Below are 13833 nucleotides of genomic sequence, written 5' to 3'. Positions count from 1 at the left end.
GCTAGGTCGATGATCGGCGGCGAAAGGGCTGTTCGGCGGTTCTCGTCGGTAGCGCGACGTCGGAGACGAAGCGTACGAGCAGCTCGTTCACCTCGTCGCGGCGCTCCATCTGCACGAAATGCCCCGCCCCTTCGAGCAGGTGCACACCCCGCAGATCAGGGACGGCGGCGCGCATCCGGTCGAGCGCCGACGGCCCCGACATCGTGATGACCGGATCGCGGTCGCCGGCCACGAACAGTGTCGGTACGTGCACACTCGCGCCTTCGTAGGGACGCGACACCTCCCAGTTCGCGTCGTAGGCGCGGTACCAGGACAGACCGCCACCGAATCCGGTGCGCGCGAACTCGGCCGCGTAGTGCGCGAGTTCGTCCTCGTCGAGCCAGTCCCACGGCAGGTCGGGGGTAACGGGCAACACGTCGAGATAACCGCGCCCCTCGGACGGATGGGTCCACACGTCCAGATATCGGTAACCACCGGAGAGGGCGAAGAACAGCCGCTGCAGGAATTCGCGAGACCGTGGATCCAGCTCGGCTTCCGCCACTCCCGGTTCCTGGAAGTAGTGCAGATGAAGGAAGTGCTTGTCGGCGAGCGCGCGGAAGATCTCGCTGGGCCGCGCCGGCATGTGGTCGGGTGCGTAGGGCACGGCGAGCAGGACGAGACCCGTCACGCGCTCCGGATGCCGCAGAGCCACGGTCCACGCGACGGGCGCACCGAAGTCGTGCCCGACGAAGACCGCGCGGTCGATCCCGAGCACATCGAGCAGACGGACGAGGCGCTCGGCGACCGCGACATTCGTGTACTCCTGGATCTCCCGGGGGCGATCGGTGCGGCCGTAGCCGGGCATGTCGGGGGCGACGGCACGGTATCCGGCGTCCGCGAGCGGGGTGATCTGGTGCCGGTAGCTGTACCCGAGTCCGGGGAATCCGTGGCACAGGACGACCGCGGGTCCGTCGCCGTGATCGTCGATGTTCCACGTGAAACCATCGACTTCGACGATGCGGCTTCCCATCAGGAGGCGGGAACGGTCTGCATGTCCTCCTGGCTCCAGAACGCCCTCATGCTCGTGATCTTCGCGTCGTCGTCGAAGGTCATCACGTCGATCACCTCCATGACGAGATCCTGCTCACCCAGGTGCGTGACCAGGCGGAACACGAAGGCCGCGTTGTTCTCCGCGATCTTGAGGGTGATCACTCCACCGGTCTGAGTGAGCGGTTCGACCACTCCGTAGAACTCGCGGATCTCGGCCTCGGTGGTGCGAACGGGCGTGCCGACCGGATCCTCGACCGTGGCGTCCGCCGCATACAGGGCGAGAACGTCGTCCACGGTGCCCGTGGCCACAGCCTTGACGTAATTCTCGACGGTGGCGCGGATCGCGTCCCTGCTCGGTGCCATGTGGTCCCCTTCGCTCGTTCGAATCTGGAACACGTTTCAATTCGACGGTAGTGGAGGGGATCTGCGGATGCACTCGCGATTCCCACTCGGAAGACCCCGCGCCGGAGGACGATGACATCGCCATCACCCGGAACGATCGGAGAACCGATGATCGACGCTGTCGCCTTCACCCTCGACGGACACGCCGGCGCTCTCGCAGCGCGCACATGGGTCGGCGAGGCCCCGCGCTACGTGGCGCTGGTGTGCCACGGCTACGGCGAGCACTGCGGACGTTACGAATACGTAGCTACGCGCCTCGTCGCCGACGGAGCCGCCGTCTACGCGGTGGACCACGTCGGTCACGGTCTCAGCGACGGCGAACGTGTACTGATCGACGACTTCGAGAAGGTGGTCGACGACTTCCGGCTGCTCGATCTCACGGCGCGACGCGAGCATCCCGACCTGCCGGTCGTGCTCATCGGGCACTCGATGGGCGGCATGATCGCCGCCCGGTACGCGCAGCGATACGGTTCGGAGCTGGCCGCCGTCGTCCTGTCCGGTCCGGTACTCGGCAGGTGGGCGGCGGCCGATGCCCTGCTCGCGGCCGAGGAGATCCCGGATACCCCCATCGACCCGTCGACCCTCTCCCGCGACCCCGAGGTGGGTCGCGCCTACGTGGCCGACCCGCTCGTCTGGCACGGGCCGTTCAAGCGCACCACCGTGCAGGCGCTGAAGTCCTGCATCGACACCATCACCGCCGCCGGCACCGTCGACGACGTGCCCGTGCTGTGGCTGCACGGCGAGGACGATCGGCTCGTTCCCTTGGACGGCAGCGCGACCGGATGGTCGTCGTTCGCAGGTCGCGGGTCCTCGTCGAAGACCTATCCCCACGCGCGGCACGAGATCTTCAACGAGACGAATCGCGACGAGGTCCTGGGTGATGTCGTCGACTTCGTCGGCGCACACATCCAGCCTCTCGAGTCTCTCGAGGATTGAAGGCCGTCGCGCCTGGCTACCCCACCCCATGGGGCCCGTCCCCTTCGTGTCCCGTACGGAAGGAGATGACCGTGGCCGAAGACAGCGCATCCGACAAGGCACGTCTCGGGTTGAAGCAGACCGTGGTCGGCAAGGCGAAGGAGGTCGCCGGGGCCCTGACCGGCAACGATTCCCTCACCACCGAAGGCCGTCTCGAGCAGGAGCAGGCCCGGCAGACCCGGAAGGCCGACACCCTCTCCCATATGGCGGAGGCCGAGAGCGCCGAGGCTGTGGAACGACTCGACGCCGTGCGCGAAGCCGGACAGCAGGAACGCGAGGCCGTGCAGCACCGGACCGAGGTCGCGGAGTCGCAGGCCGAGCGGGAGGCACGGATCCGCAAACAGGCCGCCGAACTCGAACATCAGGAGAAAGTGGTCCGGGAGCAGTCCGACGCCGCCCGCGAGGCCACGGCTGCGGAAGCGCAGGCACGTCGCGAGGAGAATGCCCAGGTCACGGATGCCGCTGCGGAGGTCTCGGCGGCACAGGAAGACCACCGCGCAGCCTCCCATGACGCCGAACGTGCCCGTCTCGAGGCCGAGCAGGAACGGCGCAAGGCCGAAGCCCTCGATCACGCCCTGACCGAGCAGGACACCGACGAGCGGGATCGCTGACGAACCCACCACCGCTATTCCCTACCGGAGCTGTACCCCCATCGAAGTTGGAGATGCGCCCATGAACCTCACCACCCTGCCCAAGAGCGTCCTGCGGCTGCAGTACAAGATCGCCCGTTTCCCGTTGGGATTGATCGAACAGCAGTTGCGGTTCCTGCCCACCGACGCCCCGCCGCGCCTGATGTACGAGCGGGGACTGGGCATGCTGGACGGCATCGTCGGCAGCGTGCTCGACGATCGGGAGATCGCCACGCGCGGGGCCCTCGCCACCGAACGCGCCGACGCGGTGAAGCGCGCCGAGAAGCTCGACGCCCAGGCCGCGGCCGAGAAGCGCGCGGCGGACGCCGAACTCCGTCGGACCCGTGAACGTGCCGCTGCCGAGCAGGAAGCCGCGCGGCGCGACCGCGAGAAGGAAGTCCAGCAGGCCCGGGAGCGTGCGCAGGCACGCGCGAAGCAGGCGGAGAAGGAGGCGGAGCAGAAGAAGGCCGCCGAGACCGCGAAGGCCGATCAGGAGGCCGCCGCGAAGCGTAGCGCCGCCGAGACCGCGAAGAAGAAGGACGAGGAGCGGATTCGCAGGGCCGAGGAGGAGGCCGCCGAGCCTGCCAAGGTCTCCCTCAAGGACGCCGTCGCCAAGCAGCTCGAGGCGAAGGAAGCGGAGGAGCGCGCACACGATGCGGGCGAGGTCGCCGAGTTCGAGAAGATCGAGCACAAGCATCCCTGATCCCCGGCCGCAGATCGACGAGACCCCCGGCGCATCGTGCGCGCCGGGGGTCTCGTCCCTCGGAAGCAGTTGCTACTTCACGACATTGACCATCTTGCCGGGAACCACGATCACCTTGCGCGGTGCGGCACCGCCGAGCAGGTCGACGATCTTCTCGTCCGCGAGCGCGGCTGCCTCGATCGCGTCGGGGGTGGCGTCGGCCGGGACGGTGATGCGGCTGCGCACCTTGCCGTTGACCTGGATCGGATACTCGACGGTGTCCTCGACGAGCCACTTCTCATCGGCGACCGGGAACGGGCCGTGCGCAAGCGATTCGGTGTGGCCGAGCCGCGACCACAGCTCCTCGGCGAGGTGCGGGGCGACCGGCGCGAGCATCAGCACGAGCGGTTCGACGGCGCTACGCGGAGCACCCGACGGGTACTGCTTCGTCAGGTGGTTCGTGTACTCGATGAGCTTGGCGATCGCCGTGTTGTCGCGCAGGTGGGCGTAGTCGTCGGACACACCCTCCACCGCCTTGTTGAGCGCCCGCAAAGTGTCGTCGCCCGGGGACTCGTCGGTGACGCGCAGGTCGCCGCTCTCCTCGTCGACGACGAGACGCCACGCACGCTGCAGGAACCGCTGCGCACCGACGACATCCTTGGTCGCCCACGGACGCGACTGGTCGAGCGGACCCATCGACATCTCGTAGACGCGCAGGGTGTCGGCACCGTAGTCGTCGCAGATCTGGTCGGGGCCGACAGAGTTCTTGAGCGACTTGCCCATCTTCCCGTACTCACGGGCGACTTCCTGCTCACCGTCCGGGCCCGTCCAGTAGAACGTGCCGTCGCGTTCGACGACCTCGTCGGCCGGCACGTACACACCACGCGAGTCGGTGTAGGCGTAGGCCTGGATGTAGCCCTGGTTGAACAGGCGACGGTAGGGCTCCGAGGAGGTGACGTAACCGAGGTCGAAGAGCACCTTGTGCCAGAACCGCGCGTACAGCAGGTGCAGCACCGCGTGCTCGACACCGCCGACGTACAGGTCGACACCGCCCGGATCGTCAGGGCCGTGCGCCTCCGGCCGGGGACCGGTCCAGTAGGCCTCGTTCTCCTTGTTGCAGAAGGCATCCGAGTTTGTGGGGTCGATGTAACGCAGCTGGTACCACGAGCTGCCGGCCCACTGCGGCATGACGTTCGTGTCGCGCGTATAGCGCTGCAGGCCGTCGCCGAGGTCGAGTTCGACGTTCACCCAGTCGGTGGCCTTCGCGAGCGGAGGCGACGGCTCGGAGTCGGCGTCGTCCGGATCGAAGGAGACCGGCGCGTAGTCCTCCACCTCCGGAAGCTCCACCGGCAGAGCCGATTCGGGGAGCGCGTGCGCACGTCCCTGCTCGTCGTAGACGATCGGGAACGGCTCGCCCCAGTACCGCTGCCGCGCGAACAGCCAGTCGCGGAGCTTGTACTGGATGGTGCCGCGACCGGCACCGTCCGCTTCGAGCTTCGCGACGATCGTCTTCTTCGCCTCGGCGACGTCGAGACCGTCGAGCAGCCCGGAGTTCACCAGTGCACCGTCGCCGGTGTAGGCCTCGACGGTGACGTCGCCACCGGCGATGACCTCACGGATCGGCAGACCGAAAGCGGTCGCGAACTCCCAGTCGCGCTGATCGTGGCCGGGCACGGCCATGATCGCGCCGGTGCCGTAGCCGGTGAGGACGTAGTCGGCGATGAAGATCGGCAGCTTCTCGCCGTTGACCGGGTTCACGGCATAGGCGCCGAGGAAGACACCGGTCTTCTCCTTCGACTCCTGCCGCTCGAGATCGGACTTCGCGGCGATCGAGGCGCGGTAGGCCGCGACCGCGGAAGCCGGATCGGCGGCACCGCCGGTCCACCGCTCGTCCACGCCCTCGGGCCACGACGCACCGGCGATCCGGTCGACGAGCTCGTGTTCGGGAGCGAGGGTCACGTAGCTGGCCCCGAACAGGGTGTCGGGGCGGGTGGTGAACACCTCGATCGCCGAATCATGTTCGGCAACAGCGAACTTCACCTGCGCACCGTGCGAACGGCCGATCCAGTTGCGCTGCATCGACTTGACCTTCTCGGGCCAGTCCAGATACTCGAGATCGTCGATGAGGCGGTCGGAGTACGCCGTGATGCGCATCATCCACTGCCGCAGGTTCTTCCGGAAGACGGGGAAGTTGCCGCGCTCGGAACGTCCGTCGGCCGTGACCTCCTCGTTCGCGAGCACCGTTCCCAGGCCGGGGCACCAGTTGACGAGCGAATCCGACCGGTACACCAGACGATACGAGTCGATGACGTCGGCGCGCTCGGCCTCCGACAGCGACGCCCAGCCGCGGCCGTCCTCGAGGCTGCGGGTGCCACCCTCGAACTCGGCCACGAGTTCGGAGATGCGGCGGGCACGGCCGGCCTCGCGGTCGTACCAGGCGTTGTAGATCGTCAGGAAGATCCACTGCGTCCAGTGGTAGAAGTCGACGTCGGTGGTCGCGACCGAGCGACGGTCGTCGTGCCCGAGCCCGAGGCGACCGAGCTGGCGCTTCATGTTCGTGATGTTCGCCTCGGTGGTCGTGCGCGGGTGCGTGCCCGTCTGCACGGCGTATTGCTCGGCCGGCAGACCGAAGGCGTCGTAGCCGAGGGCATGCAGCACGTTGCGGCCCTGCATGCGATGGAACCGCGCGTACACGTCGGTGGCGATGTAGCCGAGCGGATGGCCCACGTGCAGACCCGAGCCCGACGGATACGGAAACATGTCCTGCACGAACAGCTTGTCGGCCGGAACGTCGCCGGCGAGATCGCCGACCGGATTGGGGGCATGGAAGGTGCCGCGCTCGCGCCACAGCTCCTGCCAGCGCTGCTCGATCCGCCCCGCGAGCTCGGCGGTGTACCGATGCTGTGGGGTGCTGCCGGGTTCCTGCTGGGAAGTCTGTACGGGACGGGTCACGATGATCACTATCTACTCGGCCGGGCGTGTGAGGGCTCCCACCAGGGTAGAACGTGCCCCCACCCGCACGGACCGGTGGCACCGCCCGACGCGTATCCTGGTCGGGTGCTCATCGTCGCTGTCCTGCTCTTCGTGCTCGCTCTCGTCGTCGGCGCGGTGGGTGTCGCGGCACTGACCGGCAAGCTCCCGCGCAACCGCTGGGCCGGTGTGCGCACCCCGGAGTCGCTGCGTGACGACGACGCGTTCGCGCTGGCCAACAAGGTCGCCGCACCCAGCATGCTGGGTTCTGCGGTACTGCTCGCCGTCGGCGCGGTCGCGTCGCTGACCCTGCCCACCGTCGCCGGGATCATCGCGGTGATCGTCACCGTGGTGGCCGCCCTGCTCACCGCCGGGGCCGGTGGATCCGTCGCAGCGCGGGTCGCCGCGGCGACCAAGCCCGAGGAGACGGCCGGCTGCGGTACCTCGTGCGGTGCATGCAGCCTGCGCGGGGCGTGCGAGCCGACCGCCTGAGGTCGTCCTTCACTCCCAACGGCGCGCCCGTGCGTAGCGCGGGGTCCACCAGAACCGGTTGAGCACCCGTACCGGTACCGGGAGACTCTTCAGCACGATGGCCACGCGGTCCTTCGGTGCTCCCTCGAAGAGGTAGGGCAGCATCTCGGAGACCTCGCGTTTGTCCAGTTGCCCGAACGCCCGCATCGAGATGTCGTGCCATTCCTCCTGGGTGATGGACTGCTCCATCAGGGGGAAGGCGTCACGCTCCTCGTGTGCGAGATGAGCACCCAGCGACGTCACGAGACCGTCGAGCAGACCGCCGAGCCGCTCGGTCCCCGTGTCGCGGTCGTCGAGCGCGTTCTCGATCTCCGCCAGCGCCGGATCGATCACGGAATGTTCGGCCTCCATCGCATCGAGCACCTCCATCGCCCCCGCATCGTGGGCGAGCCGCGGCCGCATGAACGGCCAGACGTAGACGTCCTCGATGGAATGGTGCGTGTGCAGTTCGGTGCTGAAGCCGTGCCACCCGAGGAGCAACGCGTCGTGCTTTCCGGGGTCGGCGGTCCGCCATGTCTCTGCGAAGTCGGCCAGACGTTCTGTGTCGCGGCGCAGGGCGGCATGGATCAATCGCACGACCTCGAGGTCTTCCTCGGACATCGGTGCAGCGTGGGTGGTAGTCATGACGGGCACCTCGACTTTCGGATGAATCTCCCCGTGTTACGAGCGTCGTCACCTCGCGAGATGTTCTCAATCCCACATTCGAGGGGGATACTTCGGGATATGCGCTCCGCGCAGCGATTGAGGGCAGGTATCCACGACGCAGCGTCCGCAGCGGCGGACGGGGCACAGTTCCGCGAGTTCGTGATGGACGTGCTCGGTGCCTTCGTTCCGTACGACGGTGGCTGTCTGGCACCCGTCGACCCGGCCGTCGTGGTCCCCACCGGCTTCACCACCCGTGGTCTCGACGACCCTGTGGGGGTTCTCCGGCTGTCGATCGAGATCGAGTACGGCCCGGATCTCGATCCGGACAGCCTTTACGTGCTCATTCATCGCCCGGCCGGGGTGCGCCGCATCGAGGAGCCCTCCGGACCCGGAGCGGGACACGGCACCCGCCGCTATCTCGAACTCGTGTCGCAACTGGGCATGGGGCACGAGCTGCAGTTGGTCTTCCGTGACAGCGGCCGTCGGTGCTGGGGTGTCGGAGAGCTCCTGCGCGGACCGGGCCGAGGCTTCACCGATGCCGAACTCGCAATGCTCGACGACGTCCTCCACGACATCGCGAACGGCTTCCGTTCCACGCTGATCCGGGACGCGTCCGAGCGGACACGAGGCGCGGAGGTCGCCGGCACCACGTGTGGGTGCCCGGGTCCGGCCGTGGTCGTGATCGGGGCCGACGACGAGTTCGATTCCGTCACCACATCGGCGGCGGTCTGGTTCGAACGACTCGGCTGGGGCAGTCCCGCCCAGGGTCGCCCCGGACCGGCGCACGTGATCGCCCGCCAGGTCCGCAGGACACGACCCACTCCCGCGACCGTGCGCCTACGCACCCTCGACGGTGAGTGGGCAGTATTGCGGGCCGCGATCTTCGACGAGACCGGCCGCGTCGTCATGACCTTCGAACGGGCACGTCTGCCCGAGATCGTCACCCTGGTCACCGCCGCCTACGGTCTGACGCCACGCGAATCGGAAGTACTCGTCGAAGTTCTCGCCGGACGGTCGCGCAACGAGATCGCGAGCCGGTTGTTCATCAGCCCGTACACGGTGCAGGACCATCTGAAGAGCATCTTCACCAAGACCGGCGTGAACAGTCGTCGCAGCCTCGTCTCGCGACTCGCATGTACCGAGTACATGCCCCGGTTCGGTGCGGACCTGCGACCCGACGGATGGTTCGACGAGAACGGAACGAAGACGGCAGCGGTGGAGGTACGCCCCTAGGCTGACCCCATGACGACGACGCGTCAGGTCGACCTTGTGGGGGCGCTGCTCGGACTGGCCGTTCCGGTGCTGTGCGCCGTGTCCGTACTCGTGCTCACCCGCTCGTGGCTCCCACGATTGCCCGGTGAGATCGCGACGCACTGGTCGGGCACGACCCCCGACTCGTTCGGGTCGCCCATGACCTCGGCGTGGACCGCCGCCCTGCTGATCGTGCTCGTCGGGGGTGGCTGTTGCGCGATCGCCGCGCTCGCGCAGGCGCAGCTGCTCATGCGCCGCTACATGCTCGCGATCGGTCTCGGAGTGACCGGCACGATCACCGCGCTGTTCCTCGCCGGTCTCGCAGGACAGCTCGACACGACCGACGCCACGCAGGCACCGCTGGAGGGGTGGCCCGCAGTACTCGGGATGTGGACGGGTATCGCGACGGGCTGGTTCGGTGGTCGACTCCTGCGCGACGGCCGGGAACGGAAGGTGGCGACCGCCGCTCCGGATCCGGCACTCCCGCGCGGCCGGGCCGAACTGCCGATCGTCGAGCAGGTGGGTACCGGTGCGGGCACGACGGCGGCACTGTCGCTGCTCGTCCTGATCCCGGCGTTCCTCGTGTGTGCCGCTGTGCAGAGCTGGTGGCCCCTGGGCCTGATCGCCCCGGTCGGTCTCCTCGTCCTGGGTCTGCTGCGCTACACCGTGGTGGTCGACTCGGACGGGATCCGGGTGTCGAACCTGGCGACCGACGCCCTCGGCTACGACCTCGACGAGATCGTCGGCGCGAAGGTTACCGAGACCCGGCCTTTCCAGGACTGGGGTGGCTGGGGGCTGCGTGCCAAGGGTGGCAAACGGTACGGCCTGGTCACCCGCACCGGACCCGCCGTCGTGGTGACCACGGCCTCGGGACACGAGTTCACCGTGACCGCAACGAGGGCCGAGGAGATGGCCGGCGCGCTCAACACTCTCGCCGACGACCGCTGAGGCCGCTCAGTTGCGCTCGACCTCGATGGGGTGGGTCGCGAGCAGAGCCATCGGCAGCGGCTGGCGTCGCAGCACCCTCGCCCACAGGTCGAGATGCGCGGGGGCGAGCACGTCTCCGGGTAGTGCCGAAACCACCATCCAGTCGTCGTTGCGCAGTTCGCCGTCGAGCTGACCGGCACTCCATCCCGCATAGCCCGCGAAGATCCGCACACCCTCGACGTAGTGGGTGATGTGCCCGGGATCGGCGTCGAGGTCGATCATCGCGACACGGCCGTCGACGTGGCGGATGCCCGGCACGTCCGTGATGTCGGCCCCCACCCGCAGTGTGCCGAGGCACAGTGCGGAACTGCGGTGGACGGGACCACCCACGAACAGGGACTTCGGTTCGGTGGCGAGCCACGACCACTGCGGCAGCATGGCGTCGACCGAGGTGTCGCTGATGCGGTTCAGGACGACGCCGAAGCTGCCCGCATCGGTGTGCTCGATGATGTAGACGACGGTGCGGCGGAAGGTCGGCTCGGTGAGGTCGGTGGCGGAGACGAGTAGGCTGCCGGCCCGCACCCTGGGTGTCGAGGGTGCGGTGCGATCCTCGGGTTCGTCCTGATGCTGCGCCACGTCAGCCATTCTGTCACCGCCGTCACCGGCGCGTGGGCCGGAACCCGACGGTATGTGCCAACAGGTCGAGATGGTGCTCGAACAGGACCCCGCGGTCCGGAAAAGTGTCGGGGCCGTACTGCCCGAAAACCTCGAAACTCACGACTCCGAACAGCGACGGCCACGCCCAGATGCCTCGTGCCAGTACGGAATCCGGGACAGTGAGGGAAAACTCGTTCCTGATCTTCCCGAAGGGTTCGCCCAGGCTTTCCGGAGGTCGAGTATCGGTCGTGACGTCCAGGTCACCCGCGGCGTGCGCCTCGTCCAGGATCCGTGCCAGTCGCAGGACGACACGGATACCGGGTGCGGTGGTGCGCTCGGCGGGGGCTGCATAACCGGGCACGGGACTGCCGAACAGCAGCCCGTAGCGGGCCGGTTCGGCCAGGGCCCACGCGCGTACGGCTCGCCCGAGAGCGAGGAAACGCTCGCGGTGGTCGGACGGGTCGACCGCCTCGACGGCACGGTCGACGGTGTCGCCGAGTTCCTCGTAGGCGTCGACGACGAGCAGGGTCAGCAGTTCGTCGCGGCTCGAAACGTAGCGATAGACGGCGGAGGAGACGACGCCGAGGTCGCGGGCGACAGCCCGCAGGGACAGCGCAGCAGCGCCGTGCGTTGCGAGATGCTCGCGGCCGATCCGGAGGATGTCGGTCATCGTCTGCGCGCGTGCACGGGCTCGTGGTGTCGTCACCGGGCCATTCTGCCGTCGATCAGTGAGCACCGTCAACAAAAGAGAGCGCTGCTCTTGACAATCCCGAGTGCGAGGAGGATCGTCGCATCCATCAGAGAGCAGTGCTCACACTTTTCCGAATCGAGGGATCATGTCGCATCTCCGGGTGGTCGCAGGAGCCGGACCCGTCGGCTGGACCGTGGCCGAACAACTTGCCGCACAAGGACATCGCGTGCGGGTTCTCACCCGATCGGGCAGCGGCCCGGAAGGTGACGGCATCGAACGCCTGCGCGTCGACGTCACGGACCCCGAGGCCGTGGCCGCAGCCTTCGCCGACGAGGACGGGCTTCCCGCCGACACCGTGTACATGTGCGTCCACGGGTCCGCCTACCGCGCCGACGTGTGGGCCCGCGAGCTCCCCGTCGCCGAACGGGTCGTCCTCGACGCCGCCGCGCAACTGTCGGACAAGACGGTCGTCGTCTTCCCCGAAAGTCTCTACTCGTACAGCGAACCCGACCGGCTCATGACCGAGGACTCACCCCGCTCGGCCGACACCGGCAAGCGCGGTGTCCGGCGGCAACTTCTCGCTGCCCGCGCCGCCCATCGTGCACCGACGGTGAGCGTCGTGGCATCGGACTTCTTCGGTCCCCGGGCACTGAACGCGATGGCCGGAGAACGCATGGTGCCCACAGTGCTCGCCGGCAGGAAGGTGCGGGTGCTCGGTTCCGCCGATCTCCCGCACTCGTTCACCTACGTGCCCGACCTGGCCGCGGCGATGATCGCGGCGGCGGGGGAGCCGGCGGTGTGGAACTCCGTGCTCCACGCACCCACCGGACCGGCCGTCACGCAGCGCGAGATCGCCGGCGCCTTCGCCGGGGCAGCCGGCCTGCCCGCGCCCGCGGTGGGGACGATCCCGTCCTGGCTGGTGCGGGCAGGCGCCGCCGTGAACAAGGACATGAAGGAACTCGCCGAGATGCTCTACCAGTTCACCGCCCCGTTCGTCATGGACTCCACGCGCACGGAACAGGTGCTGGGTTTGGCCCCGACCCCGCTCGACGAGGCGGCCGCCCGCACGGTCGAATGGTGGCGGAGCCGATAGTGTCGTGCTTGTGCGAGACACCGGGCAGCAGTCCAGGCAGCGGGCGTGGCGATCGACCGCGACCGCCCTGCGGCACTCGCCGGGTCTCGTCCGACTGACCGGGGTGCGTTTCGCGAGCCAGTTCGGCGACGGACTGTTCCAGGCCGCACTCGGCGGGGCGATCCTGTTCAACCCGGAACGTCACACCGATCCCGTGATGATCGCGGCCGGTTTCGCGGTGCTGCTGTTGCCGTACTCGGTGATCGGCCCGTTCGCCGGCGCCCTGCTCGACCGATGGGACCGGCGTCTCGTCCTCGTGTGGGCCAACCTGCTGCGCGGAGTGTTCATCGCGGCAGCCGCAGCCGTCCTGCTCCTCGGAGGACCGCAGACCCCGCTCATGCTGCTCGCGCTCGCCGCCGTCGGAGTGAGCCGATTCGTCCTGGCCGGCATATCGGCATCGCTTCCGCACGTGGTGTCCCAATCATGGCTCGTCCCCGTCAATTCCGTTCTGGCCACAGTCGGTTCGGGTGTCTCGGCGGCCGGGGCCGCCGTGGCGGTCGCGACCATCGGATTCGTGGGCGCGGGCGACACCGGTTCGGGCACGGCCGTGCTTCTCGGTGTGAGTGGTTCGATCGTCGGAGCGGTCGCCGCATCGGGATTCGCCGCGAATGCGCTCGGACCCGAGGGAATACGCCCGCGGGCCGTGATCCGCACCGTCCTGTCGGGTCTGCGGACCGGTGCGCGTGCCGTGCTCGACGCGCCGGGTGTCACGATCGCGATGCTCGGAATCGGCGCGCATCGCATCGTGTTCGGCATCGACACACTCATCATGGTGCTCGTACTGCGTGCCGGGGGTGACAACTCCGGCGCTCCGGCCGGGGACAGCAACTCCGATCTGCTTGCAGGCTTCTCCGGATTCGGTGTCGCGGTCGCCTGCACCGCCGCCGGCATGCTCCTCGCAGCGGTGCTCGCACCGATCCTGATCCCGCGACTGGGCCGTCCACGCACCGTCACGGTCGGCTTGATCGCCGCCGCGATCGTCCAGTTCACGCTCGTCACCACCGTGGCGGCCGGACCACTGCTCGCCGCGGCATTCCTGCTCGGCCTCGCCGGTCAGACCATCAAGCTCACCGGCGACGCGGCGATGCAGATCGACATCGACGACGCCCGCAGAGGACGCGTCTTCGCACTGCAGGACACCGTCTTCAACATCGCCTTCCTCGGTGCGATCGTCGTGGCGGCCTTCATGATCGATCCCGATGGGCGCACGCCCGCACTGGCCGTCGCAGGTGGGGTCGTGTACCTGGTCGGCCTCGTCGCCGTGTTCGCCGTGCGCCGCGTGCGGTGCTGATCACGCGTCCAGCGTGGTATC

14 protein-coding genes are annotated in these 13833 nt (G+C 68.3%); 8 read left to right on the top strand and 6 right to left on the bottom strand.

Annotated elements, in window-relative coordinates:
• Position 1 precedes the first annotated feature (1 nt).
• Both GON09_RS17960 and GON09_RS17955 read right to left on the bottom strand, forming a co-directional pair.
• The gene (locus GON09_RS17960) at positions 2-1009 is read right to left on the bottom strand and encodes an alpha/beta fold hydrolase (RefSeq protein ID WP_213932969.1); all 1008 of its coding nucleotides are present in this window, start codon (positions 1007-1009) and stop codon (positions 2-4) included.
• Positions 1009-1392 (bottom strand): nuclear transport factor 2 family protein, encoded by a 384-nt coding sequence (locus tag GON09_RS17955; RefSeq protein WP_213932968.1) that lies wholly within the window; start codon positions 1390-1392, stop codon positions 1009-1011. The genes GON09_RS17960 and GON09_RS17955 overlap by 1 nt, the downstream gene beginning before the upstream one ends.
• A gap of 147 nt (positions 1393-1539) precedes the next feature.
• On the opposite strand from GON09_RS17955, the gene GON09_RS17950 reads away from it, so the two are divergent.
• The 3 genes from GON09_RS17950 (at position 1540) to GON09_RS17940 (ending at position 3738) form a co-directional block, all read left to right on the top strand.
• On the top strand, positions 1540-2367 hold the full coding sequence (locus GON09_RS17950; RefSeq protein ID WP_213932967.1) for an alpha/beta hydrolase: 828 nt from the start codon (positions 1540-1542) through the stop codon (positions 2365-2367).
• 65 nt (positions 2368-2432) lie between these two features.
• Positions 2433-3017 (top strand): CsbD family protein, encoded by a 585-nt coding sequence (locus GON09_RS17945; protein ID WP_213932966.1) that lies wholly within the window; start codon positions 2433-2435, stop codon positions 3015-3017.
• Positions 3018-3078: 61 nt separating this feature from the next.
• Positions 3079-3738 carry an IF2 family translation initiation factor gene (locus GON09_RS17940; RefSeq protein WP_213932965.1) on the top strand — a complete coding sequence of 220 codons (660 nt, stop codon included), beginning with the start codon at positions 3079-3081 and terminating at the stop codon, positions 3736-3738.
• A 72-nt stretch (positions 3739-3810) separates the two neighbouring features.
• Here the strand turns inward: GON09_RS17940 and leuS are convergent, their stop codons facing one another.
• Entirely contained in the window at positions 3811-6669 is a 2859-nt protein-coding gene (leuS, locus tag GON09_RS17935) for a leucine--tRNA ligase (protein ID WP_374195339.1), read from the bottom strand.
• Positions 6670-6774: 105 nt separating this feature from the next.
• Between leuS and GON09_RS17930 the strand changes: the two genes are divergently transcribed.
• Positions 6775-7179, top strand: a complete 405-nt coding sequence (locus tag GON09_RS17930; protein ID WP_213932963.1) for an SdpI family protein — start codon at positions 6775-6777, stop codon at positions 7177-7179.
• 9 nt (positions 7180-7188) lie between these two features.
• Here GON09_RS17930 and GON09_RS17925 read toward each other — a convergent pair whose 3' ends face one another.
• Positions 7189-7842: a hemerythrin domain-containing protein gene (locus GON09_RS17925; RefSeq protein WP_213932962.1), complete on the bottom strand. Its 654-nt coding sequence runs from the start codon at positions 7840-7842 to the stop codon at positions 7189-7191.
• 99 nt (positions 7843-7941) lie between these two features.
• Between GON09_RS17925 and GON09_RS17920 the strand changes: the two genes are divergently transcribed.
• Entirely contained in the window at positions 7942-9096 is a 1155-nt protein-coding gene (locus tag GON09_RS17920) for a helix-turn-helix transcriptional regulator (RefSeq protein WP_213932961.1), read from the top strand.
• Positions 9097-9105: 9 nt separating this feature from the next.
• Positions 9106-10062, top strand: coding sequence for a DUF1648 domain-containing protein (locus tag GON09_RS17915; protein WP_213932960.1), 957 nt, complete (start codon positions 9106-9108; stop codon positions 10060-10062).
• A gap of 6 nt (positions 10063-10068) precedes the next feature.
• Here the strand turns inward: GON09_RS17915 and GON09_RS17910 are convergent, their stop codons facing one another.
• Entirely contained in the window at positions 10069-10686 is a 618-nt protein-coding gene (locus GON09_RS17910) for a YqgE/AlgH family protein (protein WP_213932959.1), read from the bottom strand.
• Positions 10687-10699: 13 nt separating this feature from the next.
• Positions 10700-11368 carry a TetR/AcrR family transcriptional regulator gene (locus GON09_RS17905; RefSeq protein ID WP_213934512.1) on the bottom strand — a complete coding sequence of 223 codons (669 nt, stop codon included), beginning with the start codon at positions 11366-11368 and terminating at the stop codon, positions 10700-10702.
• Positions 11369-11534: 166 nt separating this feature from the next.
• On the opposite strand from GON09_RS17905, the gene GON09_RS17900 reads away from it, so the two are divergent.
• Positions 11535-12482 (top strand): NAD-dependent epimerase/dehydratase family protein, encoded by a 948-nt coding sequence (locus tag GON09_RS17900; protein ID WP_213932958.1) that lies wholly within the window; start codon positions 11535-11537, stop codon positions 12480-12482.
• Between the two features lie 10 nt (positions 12483-12492).
• Positions 12493-13812: a hypothetical protein gene (locus GON09_RS17895; protein WP_213934511.1), complete on the top strand. Its 1320-nt coding sequence runs from the start codon at positions 12493-12495 to the stop codon at positions 13810-13812.
• The last annotated feature ends 21 nt before the right edge of the window (positions 13813-13833 follow it).

Origin of the sequence: Rhodococcus sp. B50 (assembly GCF_013602415.1) — a bacterium.
Taxonomy (GTDB): Bacteria; Actinomycetota; Actinomycetes; order Mycobacteriales; family Mycobacteriaceae; genus Rhodococcus.
Note: the sequence above shows the minus strand (reverse complement) of the source record. Positions and strands in the feature narration are given on the sequence as shown.